General features: G+C 68.5%; 22 protein-coding genes and 9 pseudogenes. 15 read left to right on the forward strand and 16 right to left on the reverse strand.

Annotated elements, in window-relative coordinates:
• The first annotated feature begins 106 nt into the window (after nucleotides 1-106).
• Nucleotides 107-982, forward strand: coding sequence for a DUF4209 domain-containing protein (locus tag QQK48_RS13520; protein WP_284328790.1), 876 nt, complete (start codon nucleotides 107-109; stop codon nucleotides 980-982).
• A 600-nt stretch (nucleotides 983-1,582) separates the two neighbouring features.
• Here QQK48_RS13520 and QQK48_RS22020 read toward each other — a convergent pair.
• From QQK48_RS22020 to QQK48_RS13545, 6 genes and pseudogenes are all read right to left on the reverse strand, one after another.
• Nucleotides 1,583-2,011: an ImmA/IrrE family metallo-endopeptidase gene (locus tag QQK48_RS22020; protein ID WP_431308353.1), complete on the reverse strand. Its 429-nt coding sequence runs from the start codon at nucleotides 2,009-2,011 to the stop codon at nucleotides 1,583-1,585.
• A gap of 463 nt (nucleotides 2,012-2,474) precedes the next feature.
• Nucleotides 2,475-2,663: pseudogene (locus QQK48_RS22025) on the reverse strand (helix-turn-helix domain-containing protein); the annotation flags it as partial.
• Nucleotides 2,664-2,681: 18 nt separating this feature from the next.
• The gene (locus tag QQK48_RS13530; protein ID WP_284328792.1) at nucleotides 2,682-3,218 is read right to left on the reverse strand and encodes a hypothetical protein; all 537 of its coding nucleotides are present in this window, start codon (nucleotides 3,216-3,218) and stop codon (nucleotides 2,682-2,684) included.
• Between the two features lie 164 nt (nucleotides 3,219-3,382).
• On the reverse strand, nucleotides 3,383-3,955 hold the full coding sequence (locus tag QQK48_RS13535) for a DUF3800 domain-containing protein (protein WP_284328793.1): 573 nt from the start codon (nucleotides 3,953-3,955) through the stop codon (nucleotides 3,383-3,385).
• The gene (locus QQK48_RS13540) at nucleotides 3,952-4,074 is read right to left on the reverse strand and encodes a hypothetical protein (RefSeq protein WP_284328794.1); all 123 of its coding nucleotides are present in this window, start codon (nucleotides 4,072-4,074) and stop codon (nucleotides 3,952-3,954) included. Before QQK48_RS13540 ends, QQK48_RS13535 begins: the two co-directional genes overlap by 4 nt.
• Nucleotides 4,075-4,258: 184 nt before the next feature.
• The gene (locus tag QQK48_RS13545; RefSeq protein ID WP_284328795.1) at nucleotides 4,259-4,765 is read right to left on the reverse strand and encodes a hypothetical protein; all 507 of its coding nucleotides are present in this window, start codon (nucleotides 4,763-4,765) and stop codon (nucleotides 4,259-4,261) included.
• A gap of 1,052 nt (nucleotides 4,766-5,817) precedes the next feature.
• On the opposite strand from QQK48_RS13545, the gene QQK48_RS13550 reads away from it, so the two are divergent.
• Complete coding sequence (locus QQK48_RS13550; protein WP_284328796.1) at nucleotides 5,818-6,120, forward strand: hypothetical protein; 303 nt, start codon at nucleotides 5,818-5,820, stop codon at nucleotides 6,118-6,120.
• Nucleotides 6,121-6,153: 33 nt separating this feature from the next.
• Nucleotides 6,154-6,732 carry a nucleotidyl transferase AbiEii/AbiGii toxin family protein gene (locus tag QQK48_RS13555; RefSeq protein ID WP_284328797.1) on the forward strand — a complete coding sequence of 193 codons (579 nt, stop codon included), beginning with the start codon at nucleotides 6,154-6,156 and terminating at the stop codon, nucleotides 6,730-6,732.
• A gap of 570 nt (nucleotides 6,733-7,302) precedes the next feature.
• On the opposite strand, the pseudogene QQK48_RS13560 reads toward QQK48_RS13555, so the two are convergent.
• A pseudogene (locus QQK48_RS13560) lies at nucleotides 7,303-8,236 on the reverse strand (aldo/keto reductase).
• A 143-nt stretch (nucleotides 8,237-8,379) separates the two neighbouring features.
• Entirely contained in the window at nucleotides 8,380-8,598 is a 219-nt protein-coding gene (locus QQK48_RS13565; RefSeq protein WP_284328798.1) for a hypothetical protein, read from the reverse strand.
• A gap of 147 nt (nucleotides 8,599-8,745) precedes the next feature.
• On the opposite strand from QQK48_RS13565, the gene QQK48_RS13570 reads away from it, so the two are divergent.
• The 4 genes from QQK48_RS13570 (at nucleotide 8,746) to QQK48_RS22035 (ending at nucleotide 12,053) form a co-directional block, all read left to right on the forward strand.
• Entirely contained in the window at nucleotides 8,746-8,913 is a 168-nt protein-coding gene (locus tag QQK48_RS13570; RefSeq protein ID WP_284328799.1) for an adenine nucleotide alpha hydrolase family protein, read from the forward strand.
• Nucleotides 8,914-9,045: 132 nt separating this feature from the next.
• Nucleotides 9,046-9,870 carry a hypothetical protein gene (locus tag QQK48_RS13575; protein WP_284328800.1) on the forward strand — a complete coding sequence of 275 codons (825 nt, stop codon included), beginning with the start codon at nucleotides 9,046-9,048 and terminating at the stop codon, nucleotides 9,868-9,870.
• Complete coding sequence (locus QQK48_RS22030; protein ID WP_431308430.1) at nucleotides 9,854-10,975, forward strand: beta propeller repeat protein; 1,122 nt, start codon at nucleotides 9,854-9,856, stop codon at nucleotides 10,973-10,975. The genes QQK48_RS13575 and QQK48_RS22030 overlap by 17 nt, the downstream gene beginning before the upstream one ends.
• 418 nt (nucleotides 10,976-11,393) lie before the next feature.
• Complete coding sequence (locus QQK48_RS22035; protein WP_431308431.1) at nucleotides 11,394-12,053, forward strand: carbohydrate-binding protein; 660 nt, start codon at nucleotides 11,394-11,396, stop codon at nucleotides 12,051-12,053.
• A 194-nt stretch (nucleotides 12,054-12,247) separates the two neighbouring features.
• Here QQK48_RS22035 and QQK48_RS13585 read toward each other — a convergent pair whose 3' ends face one another.
• The 3 genes and pseudogenes from QQK48_RS13585 to QQK48_RS13595 all read right to left on the reverse strand — a co-directional run bounded on the left by QQK48_RS13585 (nucleotide 12,248) and on the right by QQK48_RS13595 (nucleotide 14,592).
• Nucleotides 12,248-13,312 (reverse strand): flavin monoamine oxidase family protein, encoded by a 1,065-nt coding sequence (locus QQK48_RS13585; RefSeq protein ID WP_348523636.1) that lies wholly within the window; start codon nucleotides 13,310-13,312, stop codon nucleotides 12,248-12,250.
• 28 nt (nucleotides 13,313-13,340) lie between these two features.
• Nucleotides 13,341-13,667: pseudogene (locus QQK48_RS20270) on the reverse strand (flavin monoamine oxidase family protein); the annotation flags it as partial.
• Nucleotides 13,660-14,592: an MFS transporter gene (locus tag QQK48_RS13595; protein WP_284328803.1), complete on the reverse strand. Its 933-nt coding sequence runs from the start codon at nucleotides 14,590-14,592 to the stop codon at nucleotides 13,660-13,662. The gene QQK48_RS13595 and the pseudogene QQK48_RS20270, both read right to left, overlap by 8 nt.
• Nucleotides 14,593-14,999: 407 nt before the next feature.
• On the opposite strand from QQK48_RS13595, the gene QQK48_RS13600 reads away from it, so the two are divergent.
• The gene (locus QQK48_RS13600; RefSeq protein ID WP_284328804.1) at nucleotides 15,000-15,185 is read left to right on the forward strand and encodes a TetR family transcriptional regulator; all 186 of its coding nucleotides are present in this window, start codon (nucleotides 15,000-15,002) and stop codon (nucleotides 15,183-15,185) included.
• A 186-nt stretch (nucleotides 15,186-15,371) separates the two neighbouring features.
• Entirely contained in the window at nucleotides 15,372-15,599 is a 228-nt protein-coding gene (locus tag QQK48_RS13605; protein WP_284328805.1) for a hypothetical protein, read from the forward strand.
• 55 nt (nucleotides 15,600-15,654) lie between these two features.
• Here QQK48_RS13605 and QQK48_RS13610 read toward each other — a convergent pair.
• Nucleotides 15,655-17,259 (reverse strand): annotated as a pseudogene (locus tag QQK48_RS13610) (xylulokinase).
• A gap of 241 nt (nucleotides 17,260-17,500) precedes the next feature.
• On the opposite strand from QQK48_RS13610, the gene QQK48_RS20275 reads away from it, so the two are divergent.
• The 3 genes and pseudogenes from QQK48_RS20275 to QQK48_RS20285 all read left to right on the forward strand — a co-directional run.
• On the forward strand, nucleotides 17,501-17,893 hold the full coding sequence (locus QQK48_RS20275) for a trigger factor (protein WP_348523637.1): 393 nt from the start codon (nucleotides 17,501-17,503) through the stop codon (nucleotides 17,891-17,893).
• 197 nt (nucleotides 17,894-18,090) lie between these two features.
• Nucleotides 18,091-18,474, forward strand: a pseudogene (locus QQK48_RS20280) (trigger factor); the annotation flags it as partial.
• Between the two features lie 4 nt (nucleotides 18,475-18,478).
• A pseudogene (locus QQK48_RS20285) lies at nucleotides 18,479-18,652 on the forward strand (hypothetical protein); the annotation flags it as partial.
• Between the two features lie 306 nt (nucleotides 18,653-18,958).
• On the opposite strand, the gene QQK48_RS13620 reads toward QQK48_RS20285, so the two are convergent.
• From QQK48_RS13620 to QQK48_RS13630, 3 genes are all read right to left on the reverse strand, one after another.
• On the reverse strand, nucleotides 18,959-19,441 hold the full coding sequence (locus QQK48_RS13620) for a DUF4190 domain-containing protein (RefSeq protein ID WP_284328806.1): 483 nt from the start codon (nucleotides 19,439-19,441) through the stop codon (nucleotides 18,959-18,961).
• A 114-nt stretch (nucleotides 19,442-19,555) separates the two neighbouring features.
• Nucleotides 19,556-19,846 (reverse strand): hypothetical protein, encoded by a 291-nt coding sequence (locus tag QQK48_RS13625; protein WP_284328807.1) that lies wholly within the window; start codon nucleotides 19,844-19,846, stop codon nucleotides 19,556-19,558.
• Nucleotides 19,847-19,902: 56 nt separating this feature from the next.
• A complete protein-coding gene (locus QQK48_RS13630) occupies nucleotides 19,903-20,166 on the reverse strand; it encodes a hypothetical protein (RefSeq protein WP_284328808.1) in 264 nt (87 codons plus the stop codon).
• A gap of 149 nt (nucleotides 20,167-20,315) precedes the next feature.
• Between QQK48_RS13630 and QQK48_RS13635 the strand changes: the two are divergent.
• The 3 pseudogenes from QQK48_RS13635 (at nucleotide 20,316) to clpX (ending at nucleotide 23,088) form a co-directional block, all read left to right on the forward strand.
• Nucleotides 20,316-20,895: pseudogene (locus QQK48_RS13635) on the forward strand (ATP-dependent Clp protease proteolytic subunit).
• Nucleotides 20,892-21,616: pseudogene (locus tag QQK48_RS13640) on the forward strand (ATP-dependent Clp protease proteolytic subunit). The pseudogenes QQK48_RS13635 and QQK48_RS13640 overlap by 4 nt, the downstream one beginning before the upstream one ends.
• Nucleotides 21,617-21,825: 209 nt before the next feature.
• Nucleotides 21,826-23,088: pseudogene (gene clpX, locus QQK48_RS13645) on the forward strand (ATP-dependent Clp protease ATP-binding subunit ClpX).
• Nucleotides 23,089-23,143: 55 nt separating this feature from the next.
• Here clpX and QQK48_RS13650 read toward each other — a convergent pair.
• Entirely contained in the window at nucleotides 23,144-24,022 is an 879-nt protein-coding gene (locus QQK48_RS13650; protein WP_284328809.1) for a PDDEXK family nuclease, read from the reverse strand.
• Nucleotides 24,023-24,228: the final 206 nt, after the last annotated feature.

The raw sequence follows: 24,228 nt of genomic DNA on the forward strand, positions 1-24,228 counted from the left end.
CTCCGGACACTGCCCCGCCGGTCCCGGGCACGCCTCGGAGCGGAGAGTTTGCCGGCGGAGCCTTGCCCGTCGCATCCGGGAGAGCGGCGCGGCCGCGCTCGGCGAGATGCAGGTGTTCACCATGGAGACCAGCGACATTGGGGAGCATGTCGTCGACTTGCTCGCGAGTATTCGCAGTGACGACCCCGTCGAATCACTTCGGCGTTTCGCGGGCATCCAGCGCCTGGCGAGCCTCTCCGAGGCGAGGTCGGAAGCGGAACAGCGCCAGCGCGACTCCCCACTGCTCGCCTCGATCGGGCGGCGGACACTTGCCGCCGACGGCCGCACGATCTACCGCTCGCCCACCAGCGACACGGCTCAGATCTACGGCGAACCCGCGGCAGCCTGGGAACGGATGATCCAGCACTACCAGATTCGCGTCAGCATTCTTGGGGGAACCGTGTTGCCGAGGGCCTGGCAACAGATCTCTACCGAACACCGATTTCATATCGGTGACTTCCAGGCACTTGCTACGGGGAGCGCCACTGTCCCGAGCACGCACGAAGGCGCATTCGCGCGCGGACTGCACTACGGGTACAGCGGGGACTTTGGAACTGCGGTGCACCTCCTCGTGCCAGTATCGAAGCCCTCGTGCGGCTGCACTTGGCGAATGCCGGCGAACGCACGAGCACGATGGGGGCGGATGGGAATGAAAACGAGCCTTGGCCTGTCCGCGCTCATGGAGAACGAGCGAGTTGTAGACATCTTCGGCGAGGACTTGGCGTTTGAGCTTCGTGCGCTCATGTGCGGGCCCATCGGACCCAACCTTCGCAATGAAGTTGCGCATGGACTCGTTGGCGACAGCACTTTCTCCTCGGGTGTGAGCGTCTACCTGTGGTGGTTGACTCTCAAGATTGTCTTCATGCCGTACTGGAACGCGTTGCACAATTCCGAGGCGGCTGAGGCGCGCGAGCCAGACGCGCCGCACAAACCATCGGAGTAGCACTGCTGTGCGGGCGGCTGCGACGCTTGGGGTCGCTCGTCGTCGGCGGCGAAACAGCATGGCCGCTGGCGCGGGCAAGCCGCCCTCCACGTTGGGTGTCAGCGTGGCGTCGATGAACGTGTGGGCGAGGCTCGCTGGTCTGGGCCCCATGCCTGGCCGGTGCGCTCCCCGCCGCCGGCGTCGCGAAGGCCATCGAACAGCGGCCAGGTCTGCCATTCGCGATCGGAGAGCGCGCCTTGGGTGCGCATCTGCTCCGCGCGGACAAGGGCCTTGCGCCGCTGATTCATGAGGACAAGGCGGGCGAGCCTCAAGACTGCTGTAGTGAATCGCGGGGCCCCACGGGTTGAGGCTCGCGCCGGTACTCGCGCTGTCGATTCAGCCGCAAGAGCGCTAGCCACCCATTGACCTGTGAGCGCCTCCCGCCTGGTACCGAGCGACTGTGCCGGGGCCTCGCACGTCACCTCTGGGATGCGGCGTGACGGAGATGAGCATGTCGTTGTGTTGATCCTGAGCGAAGTGCTCACCGCCTCGCACTAGCGTCGGTACGAACTGAGCGGGACAATGTTCGACCTGTTGCTGACCTTGTTGTCGGATGCGGTTTCAGTTCTCGGAGCGGGTGCGATCGCGGCGAGTATGGCACGCCCAATTCCCAGAGATTCCGCGCCCTCGCTGTATGGCTGGTTTGGCCATGCGGCTGAGAGTGCTCTGTAAATGAGCAGCGGGTTCTCGTGCGGAACGTCGACGGGTTCGCTCTTGCGCCAACCGCGCTGACTGATCTGGCGGAACAGCGAAGCTTTGCGGTCGGCATCGATGATGTCGAGCCTGTGCAGCGCGGTAGATCGATGCCTGAATAGAAACGCCGAATAGCGCCTTAACGCGAGCGAAGTTGTCGAGGGTGGTGCGTGCGTCTACGAGCGTGTCGACGCGGCTCGCCGGCAGGAGCAAGGCTCCGGCAAACTGGTTGGCTTCTTTCTCCGCGTCGTCGCCCGGGTCGCGGAATGAGTGCAAAACAACGTGGCCCAGGCTCATGGGCGAGAGTGAAACGGTCGCGGTCTCCCGAGGCAGACGAGTAGGCAATCGCGGTCCGCGACGCTGGAGCAGCGCTTGCGGACACTCCGTAATGACCTTTGCCGACGACGTGCCCTTCCTCGATGCCTGGGAGTGTGAGTCGGAACACTGGTACACCGGTACGTTCGATTGCACGGGTGAGGTTGCCAATCGGCGCGTCCGCCTCGATCCCTAGCGCCAGGCGCGTCTTCGCGGCGTAGTCCTCGATGGCCACTGCAGTCATGGTCGAAAGCCTGGCATCGGCGAAGGGAAGCGAGCCGATGGGGTATTCGATTCGGTCAAGTGCGGCACCTGCGACGCGCCGACCCTCACTGAAGTAGGCCTTGACCTGCCGTCCTATCTTCACTGAAGCGCTCTTGTTGCGTCGGAAGTGAAGTGAGTCGGACGGTGCGTCCGACCCGGTCACCTCAAAGAAGGAGAACGGGGTATCCGCTGCGTTTGCGATCGCGCGAAGGGTCTCGTCGGACGCGTCGCGCCGGAGGTTCTCGATGCTTGACAGGAGCGGCTGAGACACGCCAGAGGCACCGGCCAACTCCGCCTGAGTCCAGCCGTTGAGTTCGCGCAGCGTCCGGATCCGCTCGGCGGCGTTACGCGAGTCGACCACGACGTGCATCCTGCTCTGCAGGTGCGATCACGATGTCCTCGTCCGTGCCAACGAACGCCAGGCTCGCGAGCCCTGCCGAGGTCCGGGGAGGATGAAGTCGAGGTCGGCCTTGCCTGCCTCGCCGTGGCGCCAGGTGCCGGTCGGGCGAACAATGCGGATTTCTACCTCGCTTCGGTGATCCAGCGACCAGAGCGCCAGGAGGTTGTCCGAGGGCGGCAACATCTCGTCGTCCAGCGTGGGGTTGAGGTAGAAGTTCTGGCGCGCCAAGTTGCGCCCAGGCGAGGGGATCGCGCCGCCGGAGGAGCCATGGAGTACGCGCATTACGAGGCCGTCGTGCCGCAACGTGATTCCGGAGTTGTGGGTGACCGTGACGCTCCAGGGATCAATATCGCGGCGCTCCAACTGGTACGCGACCAGGCCGCGGACGGCGTGGGTGCGCGACGGGCCCGTCGCCAGAGTCTCCGACAGTTCGGGCACCTTGACATCCAACACGGACTCGGCATCGGCGATGCTGCCGTAAAGCGGCTCGACGAGGGGGCCCAGTGCGTCGAGAATGCGCTGCATGTGATCCACGGGGGTAATAATATCACAGCGAAAAGTTCCATCAAGCGCGTGGCCGTGACTCCCGCCCCGGGTTGTGCCGGGAGTGTTGCGGCAAGTCTCTGGATGAGGCATACTTGCTCCTGCGGACCCGCCCCACTCTCGTGGACAAGCGGGTCTTGCTGTATCTACAGCAACAACGGGCCGCCGTTGACGTCGCTTGGCTGGATGTAGCGCTCGTACCAGTCCCAGCCGAACTCGTTGTTCGGGTGACGATTCAGGTGGGTGAAGACGCTGTACGCGACCAGGTCCGCCATCTGGACCCACTGCGAACTCTTTGAGTCGTGCATCATCGGGTCCTCAATGACGTGCCGCGTGTCCAGCGGGAGCGACCTGTGGGCGTTGAGGTAGGTCGCGTCGCTGCCGTCTCCGTCCATGCTGACGAGCGCGTAGGTATCCGCGGCGCGATGCTCCGCGTCCCAGCGGTGGACTAGGTTGCGGTAGACATCTCCACGTTCGCGGTGGTAGTCGCGGCCCTTGGCTTCGGTGCGCCGGTAGACGGCGCCCGTGGAGATTGCGGGTTGCGAGGCGAGGGTCTCGAGGCAACGTTCCGCGATCGCTCGCCCGAGCGCCTTGCGCTCTTCGAGGTCGTCGCTGAACGCGGTGGTGATGCTCGTGCGGCCGTTGACGTACTTGGTGGCATGCAGTTCGGCGGATGGGGGGACCTGGTGATCACGATAGAACTCCTTGCGAAGGCTCAAGGAGGGTGCGCAAGGCGCCGCGCCAGTGCTCGGGAGCAACCTCGATCCAGGCTGTAGACGATCAGCCCCTGGTCGACCGTGCCGGAGTCGTCGACGTAGACCATTCGTGAGATGCTCACGATCCCTCCTTAACGCGCGCCAGACGGGTTTCGCGCCGCAGACGCGCGCGTCGTTCGCGGGCGGCTCGTTTCTGAAGGGCCGCACGCGACTTGTGGGAGTAGACGCCGGTCAGCGAGTACCAGGTCCGGGTCGTGTAGCCAGGTGCTGCGAGCGGCGCCTTGATGCGTTCGCGCCGTCGGTGGATCAGGCCAAGGCTCGTCGAGCGCCTCCACGCCGTTCTGGTGACTTGCGCTTGATGCCGTACCAGTCCTCCAGGCCGTCGTAGGTGAACCAGACCTCCTCTTTGCTGTTGGTTTCCTTGGCGATCACGAGGAGCATGACCAGTGCAGGCAGGAGAGCCTTCGCGAAGAGTTCGTCCTTCCAGAACTCGTCCGGCAGCGCGAAGTAGGTGTTGAACCGATCGCGCCTGCCTCCGGGGAACTCGTAGTCGGCGGCTGCGTCCTCCCGACGAGGTGCGGGGCGGATCAGGCGCCCCTCACGCTTGGCACCCTTGGTCACTAGCCCGAGTTCGGCCAGATCCGCCCACGAGCGCGACAGGGTCGAGGCGGACCATGTGGGCGCTCCCTTGGCGGTGAGGGCCCGGATCCACACGTCGCCCTCAAGCGGGCGCTTGCGGTCGTGCAGCCAGGGCCAGCACGTCAGCAGGAGGAGGTACAGCAGGAGCGCGCGGTGCTTGCGCTGGTGAAGCATGCGTGCGAGGGTCGAGTCTCGGGGGCCTGTGGGGTCGGGAAGGCTGTACGAGGACATGGCGCAACTGGGTATAGCCGCGCGCCGACAGTCGCGTAAGGTCGGCCCTCGTGTCTTCCGGTGTGGCGTTCGCCAGTTCGTCGTTCATGGTCGACATCAAACCAGAACCACGTGGTGACCAGCCCAGAACTGGTGGGTCCTGACTTGCCGTCTGACGCCACCCAATGGGATACCGTTTCGATTCTCCGATGCGACACTTCGTTCGACGCTTCGGATACCCCTCACGCGGATTGCGCGCGAGTGTCTTTCAACTTCTCTCTAAAGTCTGCCACCGTACGAATCTCAGGTTCTTGAGCGGTTCAGGCCCGATGTGAGGCGCCGAACCGGTTTCCGGGCCGCCGGCGCCGCGCTCTGGTTCGGCTGGCGCGGGAGGACGACCGAGCAGAAGCTCGCGAGTTCGAGCGACGAGCTCGGACGCGACTGCCGAGAGAACCCGGTCGCGGCGCCGGCGGCCACCGTGTGGGTGCGGGCGTGGCTGTCGATTCCGATGACATATTGCGCCCCGGGCTTCGTGGAGACCGTGGCGTGACGGGTGCCGAAGGTGCGCGGGCGTCGTTGCCTGCATCGCCGTGAGCGGCATCTCGGTCGGTTGCGCGTCGAAGCGGCGGCGCCGGCCGCTCAGGGGTCGAGGTGTGCACGTTCTTGATCGACGGAAATAGTGACAGGTATGATTTATCTGTTCATGTTTTCGTCGGCGTGGCTGGGAGGGCGCGGGCATGGCTTCATCTGCAGATCCCATGATGCTCCGCTACGAGTCGCTCGCGGATGATGGCCTGACCAGGCATCGGCTCCGGGCCTTGCTAAGCGCGGGGAGTACGAGCGCATCGCGCCCGGCCTGTTCCTGCGTGCCGGTGCGGCTGACGACACGACCGCGGCATGGATGACCATCGCCGCCAAACGTCCGCAAGCGACGCTGTGCCTGCTCTCGGCGCTCGCCTTGCACGAGCCTGACCGACGAGATCCCCACTCGCTCGCACATCGCGATCCCGCGCGGGATGCAGCCGATCGAAGCGCCGACGGCTCCCATCGCGTGGCACCGATTCGACGCAGCGACATATGACATCGGGCGAGGCGAGTACCGGCTGCCGGGCGGACTGACTATCGGCCTGTACTCCGCGGAGCGGACGATCGTCGACCTGTTCCGACTGCGCCACGACTGGGGCAGCGACCTCGCGATCGGGGCGCTGAAGCGATGGCGGCGCGCTCGCGAGAGCAGCCCGTCTGCGCTGCTCTCGATGGCCGCATCGTTCCCCAAGGCCCAGCCTGCGATCCGGACTGCATTGGAGATCCTGTTGTGAGTCCGAACCCTCAGCGCGGCACGCCCGCCGGTGATGCGGTCCTCGCGATCCGTGGTCTCGCGCGGGCAACCGGCGGGGACGTCCAGGAGCCTGCAGGCGCTGTATGTTCTCGAGGCGTTCCTCGTTCGGATCGCTGCGAGCGACCATCGCGATGACTTCGTGCTCAAGGGCGGCGTCCTTCTCGCGGCTTTCGCGCTGCGCCGGCCGACGAAGGACATCGAACTACAAGCGACGGGGCTTGCGAACGATGCGGCCGACGTCGCCGAGCGAATACGTGCGATCGCTTCGATCGATATCGAGGACGGCGTCGTCTTCGACGTTGACAGCGTGGCGGCAACCGCGATCCGCGACGCGGATGAGTACGCCGGGGTCCGCGTGCGACTCGCCGGACATCTCGGCCGCTCGCGGGTGACGATCGGTATCGACGCCAACTTCGGCGATCCCATTTGGCCTGCCCCCACTCTCGTGGAGGTGCCCGGACTGCTCGAGCCTGGGCAGGAGGGGATCAGGCTGCTCGGCTATCCGCTGACGATGGTGCTCTCCCAGAAGATCGTCACCATGGTCGACCGCGGCGAGGCGAACACCCGCTGGCGAGACTTCGCCGATGTTTAAACGCTCACTCGCTCACCGCCTGTGGACGCGGGGAGCCTCCGCGCATCGTCTGAGACCGTCGCCCGCTACCGCGGCGTCGAGCTCATGCCGCTTCTGCCCGGGATTGCCGGCATGCCGGCATTCGCACAGGCGAAGTGGGCCGCGTGGCGACGCCGCACCGGCAGGCTTGGCGAGCCTCCCTGAGGCCTTCGGCGAGGTGCTGGCGGCAGTCTCCGTGTTCGCCGACCCTGTCCTCGGATCACGGGTCGTGCGCGTCTGGGATCCGGTCGCGCGGCGCTGGGGCTGAGCGCGGCCGATGGGGCTCTGCAGCGCGCGAGCCTCATCAAGAACCCATCAGATTCAGCCGTGACCAACCTGAGGCATCCGGGTACAGTCGGAATGAGCGAACCGCCGCCTTCCTTCGCATCGCCAGGGAACTCGCGTATTCCCTGGACAACCGTGAAGGTCCGGAAAGTCGCCGGATCCTCCAGAGGGTCGCAGGTTCAAATCCTGTCACCCCGACTTGTTGCCGGGGCCGCGTGGTAATGCGCCCCGCGCGCCACCACGCAGCCCCAAACCAGGCTCCGCGCCTTACGGAACGGTGTGGCCCGCAGCGCGGAACATCTCGTACCACTCGGCCCTGGTGAGGACCACATCGGCGCCCTGGGCTGCCGCCTCCACGCGCGACGGCGTCGTGGTGCCCACGACCACCTGCATCTGCGCGGGGTGACGGGTGAGCCACGCGACGGCGATGCCCTCGGGCGGCACGTCGTACTGGGCCGCGAGACGATCCACGACGGCGTTGAGTTCGCCGTACTTGGGGTTGCCGAGGAACGGGCCGTCGAAGAAGCGTGCCTGGAACGGTGACCATGCCTGCAGGGTGATGTCGTTCAGGCGGCAGTAGTCGACCACGCCGTTGTCGCGGTCGATCGACTGGTCAAGGTCGCCCATGTTGGCGGCGATCCCGCTGGCGATCGCCGGGGCGTGGGTCACTGACAGGCTGGATCTGGTTGGCGACGAGCGGCTGCTCGACGCTGCGCTTCAGGAGTTCGATCTGGCCGGGCGTGTGGTTCGAGACGCCGAAGTGGCGGACCTTGCCTGCGGCGTGGAGGTCGGCGAACGCGCGCGCTACCTCGTCGGGCTCCATGAGCGCGTCGGGGCGGTGCAGCAGCAGAATGTCGAGGTAGTCGGTGTCCAGCGCCGCCAGCGACGCGTTCGCCGACTCGACGATGTGCTCGTACGAGAAGTCGAAGTACGGTCCCGGATGGCGGATGCCGCACTTGGTCTGAATGGTCAGCGCCTCACGCTGCGCGGGGCTGAGCCGCAGCGCCTCCGAGAACCGCTGCTCGCAGCCGTGATACGGCGGGCCGTAAAGGTCGGCGTGGTCCATGAAGTCGATGCCTGCGTCGAGGGCCGTGCGCACGAGGGTGCGGATCTCCTCGTCGGACTTGTCCTTGATCCGCATGAGTCCCAACACCACGGCGGGCGCGGTGATGTCGGTACCAGGCAGCGTGAACGTCTTCATGGATGGGCTCCTCGTTGGGCTCAGGGGACGACCACCACGGTAGTCCCGTCCCGCAGTCCTCAGGTTCAGCGAAGAGCCGGGCGCTCGTGATGCGCCCCCGCCCGGTGCGCGCCACACTGGAGGTGGGCGCGGACGCGCCGCGCTCACGCGTCGAAGGAGTCCGCCATGGCCACCACCGCCCACATCGTCGTCGGGGTCGTGCCCGGCCAGCCCGATGCCGTCGTCGCCACCGCGGCGCACTTCGCCCGCCTGCTGGGCGCCGACGTGGTCTGCGCCTGGGTGGACTCCGTGCGCCTGCCGATCGAGCGTCGCCTGGATGGCTCCGTGGTGTCCGTGTCGATGAGCGTGGAAGTCGCCGACACCCTCGTCGAGGTGATGGATCCCGAGCGAGGCGCGCCTCGGCGCGGTGCTGAACGACGCCGGCGTTCAGTGGAGCACGCGCGCGCTCGCGGGCCTGCCGTCGCAGCAGGCTCGCGGACGTCGCCGATGAGGTCGATGCCGCGCTCATCGTGGTCGGCACGCGTGAGCCAGGCCTTCGCGGCACGCTTCACGAGTTTTTCTCCGGCTCGGTGGCGGCACAACTGTCGCACCGGCAGCATCGTCCGGTCCTGGTGGTGCCGCTCGCGCCCGTGGGGCCCGAGGGTGAGTTGCCGTGGGAGGACGGCGCGGGGGCCTGATCACCGCATTCGTGCGGACCGTCAACATATCTGTTGCGAGTGTCGAATCGCTTCGATAGCGTCGCAGGTGGCGTCCCTCAGCGCCGCCGTGGCGATGTAGCCACGGAGCACCGACACAAAGGAGTGTTGACCGTGAGATTCCTGACCGTGGCCGCGTCCCTCGCCGCCACCGGCACCGCGCTTGTCGCCGCGGTGCCCGCCCTCGCCGCGCCGCAGGGCGCCACGGGCGGCGCCCACCGAGCCGAGGCATCGGCCGCATCCCACCTGGCCGAGGCATCGGCCACGCCCGAGGCCGCCACCTACGACTGGTCCAACGCCGCCATCTCCGGCGGCGGCTATGTCCCCGGCATCATCTACAGCCAGACTGAGCCTGGCCTCGTCTACGCCCGCACGGACATCGGCGGCGCCTACCGGCTCGACCGCGCCACGGACACCTGGGTGCCGCTCCTGGACCACGTGGGCTGGGACGACTGGAACCGGCTCGGCGTCCTGAGCCTCGCCACCGATCCCGTCGACACCCACCGCGTCTACGCCGCGACCGGCATGTACACGAACGAGTGGGACCCGGACAACGGCGCGATCCTGCGCTCCGACGACTACGGCGAGACATGGGAGGCGACCGAGCCTGCCGTTCAAGGTGGGCGGCAATATGCCTGGGCGTGGCATCGGCGAGCGACTCGTGGTGGACCCCGGCGACAACGACGTCCTCTACTACGGCGCCGAGACCGGAAACGGGCTGTGGCGATCGACGGATGCGGGCGTCACCTTCTCGCAGGTCGAGTCCTTCCCGAACGTCGGCGACTTCATCCCCGACGCGGGCTCGGGCAACTCCTACCTCGAACAGAACCTGGGGGTCCTTTGGACCGCCTTCGACGCGGACTCGGCCGAGGCGGGCCCCTCGCAGACCCTCATCACGGCGGTCGCCGACGTCGACGACCCGCTGTACCGCTCCGATGACGGCGGCGAGACCTGGACGCCGATCGCCAACGCGCCCACGGGCTACATCGCCCACCACGGTGTCATCGACCAGGCGAGCCGCTCGCTCTACCTCACCACCTCGAACACGTCCGGCCCCTACGACGGGTCCGACGGAGAGGTGTGGCGCTACGACCTCGACTCGGGCGCCTGGACCGACATCACGCCGCAGGGGCGTCCCGTGGGTGGCGACTTCGGCTTCGGCGGCCTCACCGTGGATCGCTCCGACCCCGACACCCTGATGGTCGTCTCGCAGATCCAGTGGTGGCCGGACGTGCTGATCTTCCGCTCCACCGATCGCGGCGAGACCTGGAGCGCCATCTGGGACTACGACTACAGCAACGGGGGAGAGTTCTCCTCCCGTTACGACCAGGACATCTCGGCCGTGCCGTGGCTCCGGTTCGGCAAGGAGGTGGGGGAGCCGCGAATGTGGGCCGAGCCCACGCCCAAGGCTCGGCTGGATGGTATCGGCCCTGGAAATCGACCCGTTCAACTCCGACGAACTGATGTACGGCACGGGAGCCACCATCTATCGCAGCGGCAACCTCACCGACTGGGATCTGGACGGAGGCGTGATCGATATCGCGCCCGCCGCCCAAGGGATCGAGGAGACCGCCATTCAGGATCTGGTGGCGCCCACGGGCGACGTGGCTCTCGTGTCGGCGATGCTCGACCTCGGGGGCTTTGTCCACGAGGACATCGCGACCGTCAGCGATGCGTTCCAGGGGCCCTACTTTGGCGGCGGCACCAGCGTCGATGCCGCCGGACGCGACGGCGCGACCGTGGCGCGAGCGGGCACCGACGGGTCCGGCGCGCACCTCGCTGCCGTGTCGCACGATGGGGGTGGCACCTGGGTTGCGTCGCCCGCGGCCGCAGACGCGAGTGGTCCGGGGACGGTCGCCGTGGGCGCGGAGGGAAGCGCCGTCGTGTGGTCGCCCGCGGGGGCCGATGCCCTCTTCAGCACGGACGGCGGAGACACCTGGGAGACGGCGGCAGGGCTGCCCGCAGGCGCCAGGATCGAAGCCGACCGGGTGGATCCGCATGCCTTCTACGGCTTCCTCGGCGGCGACTTCTTCGTCTCCGCTGACGGCGGGGCCACCTTCGTGGCGACGCCCGCACAGGGCCTGCCGGTCGAGGGCAACGTCCGCTTCGCCGCGGTGCCCGGCGCCCCGGGCGCGCTCTGGCTTGCCGGAGGCGAGGAGGACGGCACATACGGCCTGTGGCGCACGGCCGATGCTGGCAGCACCTGGCAGCGCGTCGACGGCTTCGACGAGGCGGACACCGTGGGGTTCGGCAAGGCGGCCCCCGGTGCGACATCGCCCGCGATCTATGTCGCCGCCAAGCGCGACGGCGTGCGCGGTGTGTGGCGCTCGATCGACGGTGGCGACACCTGGGTCCGCATCAACGACGACGAGCACCAGTGGGGCTGGATTGGCGCCGACATCGAAGGAGACCCGGACGTGTTCGGCCGGGTCTACATCGCCACCAATGGACGCGGCATCGTGGTGGGAGATGACTCGACCGCCGCGGCTGCGGACCCGTGGTCGCCCGCGGCGACCTACGGCGCAGGTGATGTTGTCACCTACGACGATGCGACCTGGGTCGCTTCGTGGTGGACTCGAGGCCAGGCGCCTGGCGGCGTCTCTGGGCCGTGGCAGGAGGTCGCCGCGGAGGACTCGGGGATCGCCGTGTGGACTGCGTCGCGGACGTTCACGCGCGGCGACGTGGTGACGCACGGCGGCGAGCCTGTGGCGCGCGAAATGGTACGCGCGGGGCAGCGAGCCGGGGGCCTCGGAGTACGGCCCGTGGGAGGCGCTTCAGTACTGAGTTGCGTCGAGGCTGAGGCGCCGTGCCGAGGGGGATCCGGATCCGTGCACGATGGTGCGGATCCGGACCCCTCGGTCAGCCGTCAGGCGTCGACGCTCTCGGCGAGGGCATTGCCGACCACGAAGCCCATGACCTCGGGAAGGCCGGCGGCAATCTTGCGTCCCGCGACGAGCCAGTACAGCCAGCCGAGCGGACCAGTGCCCTGCACGCCGTGGCGCACGCGCAGCCCCTCGGCCGAGGGGGCCATGTGGTGCGGGAAGCGCAGCGACCCGAGCGGCAGCACGATCTCGAATGTCATCTCCTCGCACTCCTTGAGTTCCAAGAAGCGGATGCGCTGAGCACCTCCGGACACAAGGGTGCCGCGTGTGCCCACCGCGGGCGGGGTGGCGAAGTCGCAGGCGTCCACGCCGGGATCGTCCGTCACCCAGTCGGCGGGCGTGGTCCAGCGCTTCCACACGGCATCGGCCGATGCGGTGGTGAGGACGGTATGGGAGCGGCCAAGAGGCATGGGGGTCTCCTTCGAGGGTGCGGGTCAGGCGGGAATGGCGACGGCGGATGCGGGGGATACGGGCCGAGCTTCCAGCGTGCGGCGTGCCTCGCGGGCGGCGCGCTGGCCGGCGCGGACGGCGCCGTCCATGAAGCCGGTCATGGTCTGGGCGGTCTCGGTGCCCGCCCAGTGCAGCGGGCCGACCGGTGTCGCGACGCCCGCGCCCACCGCGGTCCATGCGCCCGGCCCTGGGACGGCGGTGGGTCCGCCGAGCACCCAGTCCTCGTGTGCCCACCGCTGTTCGGTGTAGTCCAGCGGGGCGAGCGCGTCGGGCCCGAAGATCTCCGCGAACGATCCGAGGGCGCGGGCGCGTCGCTCCGCTGCGGGCAACGCATCCCACGCGCGGGCGTCATCGCCGCCGATGAACCCGAGGAGGACGCCGCGCTCGCCGTCCGCCGGACTCGCGTCAAACGTGGCGCAGACCGGCCCGGACGATGACTGTGACTGGCCAGACAGTTCGCTGCGCAGTCCCGTGCCGGAGCCGTCGCGCCAGAAGGGGCGCTCGTAGACGGCGTAGGCCTTCGACAGCGTTCCCTGCGGCCAGCGCGACGGCAGCGACGCCCACGGTTCAGGCAGGGCGGGGGAGAAGGCGAGCCGCCCTCGAGCGGCGGGCGGGACCGCAATGATGGCGGCCTTGGCCTGCACCGTGGCGCCATCGGCGACCACGCTCACACCGTCGTCGGCCCACGCTACCGAGCGCACGGGCGAGGACAGCCTCACCCTGGCGCCGAGGGCATCGGCCATCCGTTCACTGATGGCCGCGGCGCCCTCGTGGAAGTGGCGTTCCTGAAGCCCGCCGGTGGTGCCCAGCAGCGGCCACAGGCCACCCGCCTGGCGCGCGTAGTGCAGGACGTGCAGGAACGAGATCTCGCGAGGCTCGCAGCCCCACGAGGTACGCGTGACGAACGAGAACAGCGTGACCAGCAGGTCGCCGCCGCCGCGCGAACGCAGCCAGTCCTCGAGGGTCAGCGCGTCCCATTCGCTGGCGCGGGGCGCCCTCCATGGTGCCCCGCTCGGGACGGTGGCGGCGAGCCTGTCGATGGTCGCCATCACCGTCCCGAGCCTGAGCCAGGCGCAGCGGACCGATCGGAAACGTGGATCCTTGGTACTCGCGCCTGCGGGCGCCCACCGCCATCACCTGGGCGCCCTGGTCATAGGTGGGGAAGGTGGTCAGGCCCAGTTCGGTGGCGAGCGCGACCACGTGATCCTGGCCGGGACCCACGAACGTTCCGCCCAGGTCAACGGTGAGGCCACCGACTTCCTGGTTGCGGGTGCGGCCGCCCACGCGATCGCTTGCCTCCAGCACGACGACGTCGACGCCACTGGCCGTGAGATGGCGGGCGGCGGTGAGGCCGGAAAGGCCGGCGCCGATGATGACGACGTCGGTGGTGAGGGTGTCAGGCATGGTCTCCTCCTGGGGACGTGGGGATGGGACGCGGGGTGCGATACGCGCGCACGGCGAAGAGAGCGGCGGCGACGAGTACGGCGGGCATGACGATCGCGGCGCGCAGCCCGAGGCCGTCGGCGATCATTCCGGTGGCGCCCGAGCCGACCACGACGCCGGCGTAGTTGAAGAGGTTGAGGCGCGAGACGACCTCGTCCTGGTGATCGGGGGCCAGGTCGCCCGCGGCGGAGAAGGACAGCGGTGCCATGAGGCCGATGCCAAGTCCGGCGGCGCCGAAGGCGGCCACCGCGATCCACGGTTCGGGTGCCGCGGCGGCCACGAGCAGCGAGCCTGCGGCGAGGATGGTCGCTCCGGTGAGGACGCGCGCCCGGCCAAGGCGGGTGACAAGGCGGTCACCCGCGAGCCGGCTCGCCAGTGAACAGGCCTGGTAGGCGGCGTAGCCGAGCGGTACCACGACCGCGATGGCCGCGAGTTCCTTGTCGAGGAAGACCGAGCTCCAGGTGCCGATGACGGAGTCGCCCACGTAGGACACCGCCACCACGATGCCGAACACGATGATCCCCGACCACGGCAGTGCGGCACGCTCGGACGAGGGGGCGGCGGCCTCGGGGTCCGGAACCAGTCGGCCCCGCACCGCGACGGCGATCGCGAGACCCACGGCCGCCGCGACGGCGAAGGTGACCTCGAAGGGCGCCTCGAGCGCGGCGATCCCCGACACCAGGAGTGCCCCCGCGATCGCCGCCGTGGTCTGGACAGCGTAGAACGACGAGATCAGGGACCTGCCCGCCTGGCGCTGCAGGGTGAGTGCCTGCATGTTGTTGCCGGCATCCGCGAGCCCGACGCCGAGCCCGAAGACGGCGAAGATGGGGAACAGCAGCGCCAGCGGCGCGTCGAGCATGACGAGGGCGACGGCGATCGACTGCAACGCGAAGGCCGGTGGCAGAAGGGCGGCGGAACCCCAGCGCGTGGCGAGGAGCCGGCCCAGACCGAGCCCGCGCCGGCGAACAGGACGGTGCCGAGGATGACGAGCGACACCTCGGTCTCGCCGATGCTCGTGCGTTCCTCGATGCCGGGCAGGCTGGTGAGCACGGCGGCCATGAGGAGGCCCTGGGCGAAGAAACCCGCGGCGACCCAGGGGCGCGCGGAGGTGGTGACGGGGACGGTCATGCGTACCTCTCCTGAGGCGGCGGGGACGAGCATCAGGTTATGGAGCAACTGATCTAAAAAGGTTGCCGCCAGGTAAAACCTGTGTTTCGCGTCTCCGGGCCTCGTCCGTGGTGACCCGCCTCATTGCGGGTGACTCGGATACCATCCTGGCCTCAGGGAGGTGTCATGCCGCGCATCGTCGATCACGCCGCGCGCCGCGCTACGGTGCACGAGGCGTTGTGGCGCGTCATCGGCCGCGTGGGACTCGAAAACGCTTCCACGCGTGAGATCGCACGGGAGGCCGGGCTCTCGCTCGGAGCGCTCAACCATTACTTCGCGAACAAGGACGAGCCTGCTCATCTCCGCTCATGAGCCTCGGCTTCCGGCGGGCGCGCGACAGGATCCTCGCCACGGGCCGCGGAAAGCGAGGGCTCGAGGCGTTACGCCACGCGCTATTTGAGTCGCTCCCGCTGGACGAGGAACGGCTCCTGGAGGCGCACGTCGACATCTCGTTCTGCGCGCATGCGGTGACGAGTCCGCGCTTGGCGCAGGCACGGCGTGAGTCGCACATCGAGCCTTCGCAGGCTGCTCTACGGAGTCCTCGCGGAGGCGCGCGAAGACGGGGACCTCGCTGCCGGGCTCGTCGACTCGGCGATCGTGGACGACTGGGTGACGCTCGTCGACGGCGCCTCCGTTCAGGCGCTGATGGAAGGGCCGAGCGAGGGGCTCAAGGCGCGTCAGGAGGCCCAGGCCGAGCGATTCCTCGAGGGGCTCCGCGCGACCTGAGTCGCCGCGGACCTGCGCGCCGCGCAGTGGGTGAGCCCCTCGAGGAAGAGGTGCTCTAGTGAATGGCCTCGACCGCCGCGCGCTCGATGGCGAGTCCTGCGCTGTAGGTCTCCAGCCACGCCGCGTAGCCAGCGACGTCGCCGGAGTCCGGCTCGGCGACCGTGAGGTCAGCCCCGGCGAAGACGCGCTGCGCCAGATACGCATCGAGCGCCTGGCCCTGACCGGAACGCACCTGCTCGGCGAGCACCGCGATGCCCCACGCGCCGCCTTCCGAGGCGGTGTCGCCCACCGTGACGGGGGCGTCGATGGCCGCCGCGAGCAGGCGCTGCGCCACCCCGGCGGTGCGGAACATGCCGCCGTGCGCGAACATCGAGTCGAGCACCACTCCTTCGCCGTGGAGCACCTTCATGCCCAGGCTCAGGGTGCCGAAGGCCGCGTAGAGCCTGGGTGCGCATGAAGTTGGCGAGCGTGAGGCGGCTGCCGGGAGTGCGGACCACCAGAGGGCGGCCCTCCTCAAGCCCGGTGATGGGTTCGCCCGAAAGATAGTTGTAGGCGAGAAGGCCGCCGCCGTCGGCCTCGCCTTCGAGTGCCGCCGCGAAGAGAGCGCCGAACACCGCGCCCGAGTCGTCCTTGCCGCCCACCGCGGTGGCGAACTCCGTGAAGACCTGCGCCCACGTGCCCAGTTCCGAGGCGCCGTTGTTGCAGTGCACCATCGCGACCAGGTCGCCTGCGGGAGTCGTGACGATGTCGAGTTCCTCATGCACGGACTCGAGCGGCTTCTCCAACACCACCATCGCGAAGATGGACGTGCCAGCAGAGATGTTGCCCGTGCGCGGCGCGACGGCGTTGGTCGCGACCATGCCCGTACCCGCGTCGCCCTCCGCGGGAGCCAGGGGAGTGCCCGCCTGGAGCGCGCCGCTCGGGTCGAGCAGCGCCGCGCCCTCGGCGGTCAGCGTGCCCGCCTCTTGGCCGGCGACCAGCACCCGCGGCAGCAGGCCTGCGACGTCGAGCCCGGGGTGACGGGCGTCGACGAGTCCCTGAAAACGCGCCAGCATCGCGGCGTCATAGTCCCGCGTGGCGGGGTCGATGGGGAACATGCCGGAGGCATCGCCCACACCAAGGACCTTCTGGCCGGACACCTTCCAGTGGACGTAGCCCGCGAGCGTGGTCACGAACGCGAGATCCTTCACGTGGGACTCGCCGTCGAGAATGGCCTGGTAAAGGTGCGAGGCCGACCAGCGCAGCGGGAAGGCTGAAGCCCAGTTCCTCCGTCAAACGCGAGGCCGCGGCACCCGTGTTGGTGTTGCGCCACGTCCGGAACGGCACCAGGAGGCGACCGTCGGCGTCGAACGCGAGGTAGCCGTGCATCATCGCCGAGAAGCCCAGCGCTCCCACCGAGGCGAGGCTGACACCGTGGCGCTCGGCGGCATCGGCCTTGAGGGCGGCGATGGCGCCCTGAAGTCCTTCCCAGATGGCCTCCTCGGAGTAGGTCCAGAGGCGGTCGACGAACTGGTTCTCCCAGGCGTGCGAGCCCGTGGCGAGGACCTCGTGGTCCGGGCCGATCAGGCAGGCCTTGATATTGGTGGATCCCAGGCTCGATGCCGAGAGAGGTGTGGCCTGCGGCGATGGCCGCGGCGGCGTCAGTGGTCTGCTCCGTCACCGGTGCTCAACTCCCTTGCGATGGTGGGTCCGCGCCGATGCGGACACCGTCATGTGAACGTTCACCCACGAGTCTAGGCGGTGCCCTCCGCCGCCCGCGACCCCTAAGGTCCCGACCCGGCGCATCGGCCCTGAGCGAACTGATTGGGCACACGGGGCGCGCCGGACTAGACTCGTGGGGTTGCCCGACTGCGGTTCCTCCGCACACGGCGCGGCCAGAACCCCAATCCAGGAGCACATCAGTGACCAGCGCCCTCGAGAAGATCGACGCCACGACCGTCAAGGCGACGGTCACCCTCACCGAGGAGGACCTCAAGCCCTCCATGGATCACGCCTACGAGCACATCGCTCAGGAGGTTCAGATCCCCGGCTTCCGCAAGGGCAAGGTGCCGCCGCGCATCCTCGAGACCCGCGTGGGCAAGGGCGCCATCATCGAGCACGCCGTCAACGACGGCCTGCCCGGCTGGTACGCCGAGGCTGTCGAGGAGCAGGGCATCCGTCCCTTCGGCCAGCCCGAGGTCGAGGTCGTCAAGATCCCCGGCTCCGAGGAGGGCTTCGAGGGCCTGGAGTTCACCGCTGAGGTGGAGATCCGCCCCGAGGTCGAGCCTGCCCGCCGCCGAGTCGCTGACCCTTGAGGTCGACCCCATCGAGGTCTCCGACGAGGACGTCCAGCAGCGCCTGGACAACCTCCGTGAGCGCTTCGGCTCGCTGAAGACCGTTGACCGCCCCGTCGCGGACGGCGACTTCACCACGATCGACCTCGCCGCCAAGGCTCGACGGCGCGGACATCGACAACGTCCAGGGCACCTCCTACCAGGTGGGTTCGGGCAACATGCTCGAGGGCCTCGACGACGCTCTCGTGGGCCTGTCCGCCGACGAGGAGACCACCTTCGAGGCGCCGCTCGCCGCGGGCGACAACGCCGGCCAGGTCGCGCAGATCACCGTCAAGGTGACCGCGGTCAAGGAGCGCGAGGCTCCCCGAGGTGGACGACGACTTCGCCCAGGCTCGCGAGCGAGTTCGACACCGTCGACGAGGCTCAAGGAGGACCTGAAGGCTCAGGTCTCCAAGATCAAGACCAACAACCAGGCCGTCCAGGCCCGCGAGAAGCCGATCGACGCCCTGCGGGACGCGACCGACTTCGAGCTCCCCAAGAAGGTCATCGAGAACGAGGTGCACTCGCACCTCGAGAACGAGAACCGCCTGGAGGACGACGAGCACCGTGCCGAGGTCACCGAGGAGGCGCACAACGCGCTGCGCGCGCAGATCCTCCTCGACCAGGCTCGCCGAGGACCTCGACATCGAGGTCCAGCAGAACGAGCTCCTCGACTACCTGCTGAACCAGTCGCGCCAGTACGGCATGGACCCCAACACCTTCATCCAGCAGGTGGAGCAGGCCGGCCAGATCCCCGCGATCGTTGCCGAGGTTGCCCGCTCGAAGGCCACCGCCTTCGCGCTGCGCCGCACCACCGTGAAGGACACCGCTGGTAACGCCGTGGACCTGTCCCCGGTGATCGGTTCGGTCGAGGACGAGAAGACTGAGGAGGAGGCCGCCGAGTAAGGCGCCTCACCCACGACGAAGGCCCCGTCTCCCGTGAGGGAGGCGGGGCCTTCGCGTTGGCTCGGCGGATGATGGCGGTCGGCCGATGCCGGGGGTGGCTCTCGCAGCGGGGTACGGCCGATGCGAGAGCCAGGTCTGGGGTTAGAGGCCGCCTCCCGTGACGGCTGCCCACGCGTTGACGGCCGTGGAGTCGGAGCACCACTCGGCGGGCGAACTGCCACCGCAGTCCTCCACCACGCCGGTGACGAGCGTCGCGAAGAGCACGGTGGCGACAACGAGTCCGATGACGATCAGCGCGAGCATCACGTAGCCAATGATCAGTCCGGCGAGACCGAGCCCGCGGTTATCGGCCTCGCCACGCTTGGCGGCGCTGAGCCCGAGGTGCCCGAACACGATGCCGGGGATGAAGGTCACTCCCGTGACGAACCCGCCGAGCGACAGCGCGAGCGAGGTGATGTTCATCCAGTTCTTCTCGGTGCCGGGGCGCGGACCGACGGGGTAGCCGGGCTGGCTGTACTGGGGCGCGCCGTAGTGAGGAGTCCCGTACGGAGTGGAGCCCTGCGGCGGGACTGCGTACTGCGGCTGCGACGGCTGCTGCGGGTCCTGCTGAGGCTGCTCGGTCATGGCGGATCTCCCCTCGGATGCCTGATGACTTGAGCCTAGGGACGAGGCGTCTCAGGGGGCATCGGCCGTGGGGGCGAACCTGCCCCAGGGGAGTCCCCGAGTCGCCTCTCAGGGTCAGCCAGTGATCCCTGCGGTCACGGTGGCGGCGAGGATCGGGATGGCGAGCCCGCCCACCACGCCAAGGGCGAGGCCCACGCCGCCGATGCGGCGGTCCGACGCGCGCTCGCATCGCGCGATGGCGATGGAACCGGAAGCGACCGCCACGAGGTCGAGCACGAGGAGCAGCGGCCACACCAGCGTGGCGCCCAGGCCGATCACCACCGTGCCGGCGACACCCAGGGCACCGGTCACCAGCGCGACGGAGGCCCACCTGGCCACCTTCATGCGCTCCTGAGCCGTGCTCATGGCGCGAATCTAGCGGCCACGCGCGCCTCCGGCGGCAGCCCGCGCCTGGAGCGGCATCAGTCCATGCCTGACATGGCGCTGGACCAGGCGACCGTCACCAGCGCCCACAGCACCAGCGCGACCACTCCGAGTCCGATGGCGCCCCAGGCGGCCCCGCGCGCCGCACCCCGAGGACGAGCGGTCAAGGCCACGGAGGCAAGAATGAAAGGCAGTGGCACCACGAAGGGCACCACGACGGCAACCACAGCCGTTGCCATAGCCACATAGGCGAGCCAGGAGCGGTCGGTGGGAGGGGCATCGGCCACGGACCCTGCGGTCATGCGCCGAGCGTACGCGGGCGGTGTTCACCCCGTAGCGAAACGAGGCCACAAACGGCAATGACGCGCGGGTCGAGGGCGTTAGGGTCATGCAAGACGTTCGATCAGGAGGAAACGTGAACGACATCACGGCACGAGCCGACGGGCCCGGCATGGGACTGAGCGACTCGATCTTCAACCGGCTGCTGCGCGAGCGCATCATCTGGCTGGGCGACGAGGTTCGCGACGACAACGCCAACGCCATCTGCGCGCAGATGATGCTGCTGGCCGCCGAGGACCCGGACAAGGACATCTACCTGTACATCAACTCGCCCGGCGGCTCCATCACCGCGGGCATGGCGATCTACGACACGATGCAGTACATCAAGCCCGACGTCGCCACCGTGGCGATGGGCATGGCTGCCTCGATGGGACAGTTCCTGCTGTCCTCGGGCGCCAAGGGCAAGCGTTTCGCGACGCCGCACGCCCGCGTCATGATGCACCAGCCCTCGGGCGGCATCTACGGCACCACCACGGACATCCGCATTAACGCCGAGCCTCATCATGCACATGAAGAAGACGCTCGCGAACCTCACCGCGGAGCAGACCGGGAAGACGCCCGAGCAGATCAACAAGGACGCCGACCGCGACCGGTGGTTCACGGCCGACGAGGCGCTCGAGTACGGGTTCGTCGACAAGGTCATCACTCACGCCGCCGAGACCGGCGACGCGTCGCAGGGAGGCAAGGCATGAGCGAGATCTACCAGGCCATTCAGGCTGGCGGACGCACCGCAGGCTTCGGCGGAGCGGCGCCTACGGGACCCGCGTCGCGCTACATCCTGCCCTCCTTCGAGGAGCGCACCGCTTACGGCTTCAAGCGCCAGGACCCCTACGCGAAGCCTATTCGAGGACCGCATCATCTTCCTCGGTGTGCAGATCGATGACGCCTCGGCCGATGACGTGATGGCCCAGCCTGCTCGTGCTCGAGTCGCAGGACCCCGACCGCGACATCACGCTGTACATCAACTCGCCCGGAGGCTCGCAGACCGCGCTGACCGCGATCTACGACACCATGCAGTACATCAAGCCGCAGGTGCAGACCGTGTGCCTCGGCCAGGCAGCCTCCGCGGCCGCCGTACTGCTCGCGGCCGGCTCGCCAGGCAAGCGCCTCGCACTGCCCAACGCGCGTGTCATGATCCACCAGCCCCGCATCGAGCAGGGCGCCCGCGCGCAGGCCTCGGACATCGAGATCTACGCCGAGGAAATGATCCGCATGCGTGAGTGGCTCGAGTACACGCTCGCCAAGCACACGGGCCAGACGGCGGAGAAGGTGCGCGAAGACATCGAGCGCGACCGCTTCCTCTCGGCACAGGAATCCAAGGAGTACGGCCTGGTAGACCAGGTGCTCGCATCGCGCAAGGGTGTCGACACCGTGGCCCCCGAGGACCGCGCCCTGGGCAAGGCCGAAGGCTAAGCACCCACGTCACACGGCGGCCGTCTCCCGATGCGGGAGGCGGCCGCTGTGCTGTCTCAGGGCCCGCATCGGCCTCCGTGACACCGGACACGACGCTCCGCCGTGAGCGGACGCGGCGGAGTGTCGCTCTGCGCGTGTCACAGGGCCTGGGTAGCCTGAATGAGTACGGCCCGCACAGATGGCGTGAGGGTGCGTGGAGGGAGAACTCGATGACTCGACCGGCAGACAGCGGCGACCTGCTGAAGTGCTCGTTCTGCGGCAAGACGCAGAAGCAGGTGCGCAAGGCTCATCGCCGGGCCAGGCGTCTACATCTGCGACGAGTGCATCGAGCCTGTGCAACGAGATCATCGAAGAGGAGTTCGCAGAGGCGGCCGAGGCCGAACTCACCGAACTTCCCCGCCCGCGAGAGATCTTCGACTTCCTCGGCCAGTACATCGTGGGCCAGGACTCCGCCAAGCGTGCGCTCGCCGTCGCCGTGTACAACCACTACAAGCGCGTGCGCGCCGGCGATGCCTCGCCCAAGGCTGGCGAGGACCAGGTCGACATCGCGAAGTCGAACGTCCTGTTCATCGGTCCCACGGGAACCGGCAAGACCTACCTCGCGCAGACCCTCGCCCGCATGCTCAACGTGCCGTTCGCGATCGCCGACGCCACCGCGCTCACCGAGGCCGGCTACGTGGGCGAGGACGTCGAGAACATCCTGCTGAAGCCTGCTGCAGGCCGCCGACTACGACGTCGAGAAGGCCCAGCGCGGCATCATCTACATCGACGAGATCGACAAGGTGGCCCGCAAGGCCGAGAACCCGTCGATCACGCGCGACGTCTCCGGCGAGGGCGTGCAGCAGGCGCTGCTGAAGATCCTCGAGGGCGCGCAGGCGTCGGTGCCCCCTCAGGGTGGCCGCAAGCACCCTCACCAAGAGTTCATTCAGATCGACACCACCAACGTGCTGTTCATCCTCGGTGGAGCCTTCGCGGGCCTGGAGGAGATCATCTCCTCGCGCGTGGGTCGCAAGGGGATCGGCTTCGGCGCTCACTCAAGGAGGCCGACAACTCGGACCTCTTCGCGCAGGTGACGCCGTCCGACCTTCACAAGTTTGGTCTGATCCCCGAGTTCATCGGCCGTATGCCGGTGATCGCGACCGTGTCGCCGCTTGACGTGGACGCCATGGTGTCGATCCTCACGGAGCCCAAGAACGCCCTGGTGAAGCAGTACCAGCGCATGTTCCAGATCGACGGCGTGGAGCCTCGAGTTCGAGCAGGACGCGGTGGAGGCGATCGCGACTCAGGCGCTTGACCGTGGCACGGGCGCCCGCGGCCTGCGCGCCATCATGGAGGAAGTCCTCCAGGAGACCATGTTCGATGTGCCTGGCCGTGAGGACATCGGCCGCGTGATCGTGACCCGGGGGACGGTCCTCGACCGGGTGCTCCCCGCGTACGTGGAGCGCGAGGAGCGTCAGGAAGGCGCTGCGTAGCCCTAGCCTGTCGGCGCGTGCCTCGTCGTGCGCCCCGATGCGCCATGGTGGACTGTCAGGGCGTGATCCGGGACGTCAGCGCACCCCAGCGGACTCTCAGGGCGTGTGTGAGCGTGACCGCACCGCGAGAACGTGCCGCACCACCTCGCGGCACCACTGGGGACGCTCCACCATGTCCTCGTAGGCCGAACCGCACGGTCTGAATGCCCACGCTCGCGAGCGCCGCGTCGCGCCCGATGTCCGCCTGGCGCTGAGCCGGACTCCCGTGTGTCGCGGCGCCGTCGAGTTCGATCGCGGTCCGGCTCGCGGGGTCGTACAAGTCCAGGCGCCACCGCCGCCCTGCGCACACCACGGTGTGCTGACGGATGAGGCCGGAGAACTCCGCCGTGCCAAACACCTCCGTCAGGCCCAATTCCTCGAGCCGGCTCTCGGCGCCACTCATGGCTGCCGAAGCAATACGCGTCAGGCGGCGGCGCTCGGCCACCCGAGGCATCGTGGCGAGCGCCAGGCACAAATCCTCCACGTGCCCCGGGCCCCTGCGCAATACCCCGTACGCGGTCTCGGTGCGCGTGCCCGGCGCGAGCGTGCCGAACGCCTGCGCCAGCGCGAAGCCGGCGGTGGCCACCTGCATCCCCGAGACGCGGGCCGTCGAAACGTCATAGGAAATCCGCGTGAGTGAGATCCAGGCGGGAGGCCGTCGACGCCTTTCGCGTGGCACGGTCAGCGTGATGCGCGTCGGCGGTGACGTGGTAGCCCGATGCAGGAACAGCGCCGCCATCCCGCCGACGGCCGCACCGTCGCCCGCCCAGGCGAGGGCGGCATCGGCCCGTGCCCAGAACGACGCGGAGTGTTGGGCGGCGACGTAGCAGTCCGGCAGGAGCCTCACCACCTCGCCGCGGTCGATCGCGCGTCGAAGGCGATCGCGGGAGGACATGGCGACGAGCCTCACGCGACGTGAACGCTCGTGGGCGCGCGGCCACCACCTCGTGGAGTGAGGAGTCCTTCCCGGAAGGGAGCGCGCGAAGCGGTCGCATGGCATCGATGCAACCGCCGTGGGCGGGTCGAGGCACAGGCGACCCGGTCGTGGGGGATACGGACGCTTAGCCGCCGAGGCTGGGGACGAGGCGAGCACCTGCTTGA

It is taken from the genome of Demequina litorisediminis, from assembly GCF_030161615.1.
In the GTDB taxonomy this organism is placed as follows: Bacteria; Actinomycetota; Actinomycetes; order Actinomycetales; family Demequinaceae; genus Demequina; species Demequina litorisediminis.

What these genes read in the sequence shown, in the direction of transcription:
- QQK48_RS13585 (WP_348523636.1), bottom strand. Translation starts at nt 13,312, where the DNA reads ATGGCGACCATCGACAGGCTCGCCGCCACCGTCCCGAGCGGGGCACCA.
- QQK48_RS13600 (WP_284328804.1), top strand. Translation starts at nt 15,000, where the DNA reads ATGCCGCGCATCGTCGATCACGCCGCGCGCCGCGCTACGGTGCACGAG.
- QQK48_RS13550 (WP_284328796.1), top strand. Translation starts at nt 5,818, where the DNA reads ATGCAGCCGATCGAAGCGCCGACGGCTCCCATCGCGTGGCACCGATTC.
- QQK48_RS13625 (WP_284328807.1), bottom strand. Translation starts at nt 19,846, where the DNA reads ATGAGCACGGCTCAGGAGCGCATGAAGGTGGCCAGGTGGGCCTCCGTC.
- QQK48_RS22020 (WP_431308353.1), bottom strand. Translation starts at nt 2,011, where the DNA reads ATGAGCCTGGGCCACGTTGTTTTGCACTCATTCCGCGACCCGGGCGAC.
- QQK48_RS13630 (WP_284328808.1), bottom strand. Translation starts at nt 20,166, where the DNA reads ATGACCGCAGGGTCCGTGGCCGATGCCCCTCCCACCGACCGCTCCTGG.
- QQK48_RS13555 (WP_284328797.1), top strand. Translation starts at nt 6,154, where the DNA reads ATGCGGTCCTCGCGATCCGTGGTCTCGCGCGGGCAACCGGCGGGGACG.
- QQK48_RS13530 (WP_284328792.1), bottom strand. Translation starts at nt 3,218, where the DNA reads ATGCAGCGCATTCTCGACGCACTGGGCCCCCTCGTCGAGCCGCTTTAC.
- QQK48_RS13545 (WP_284328795.1), bottom strand. Translation starts at nt 4,765, where the DNA reads ATGCTTCACCAGCGCAAGCACCGCGCGCTCCTGCTGTACCTCCTCCTG.
- QQK48_RS13520 (WP_284328790.1), top strand. Translation starts at nt 107, where the DNA reads ATGCAGGTGTTCACCATGGAGACCAGCGACATTGGGGAGCATGTCGTC.
- QQK48_RS13650 (WP_284328809.1), bottom strand. Translation starts at nt 24,022, where the DNA reads ATGTCCTCCCGCGATCGCCTTCGACGCGCGATCGACCGCGGCGAGGTG.
- QQK48_RS13620 (WP_284328806.1), bottom strand. Translation starts at nt 19,441, where the DNA reads ATGACCGAGCAGCCTCAGCAGGACCCGCAGCAGCCGTCGCAGCCGCAG.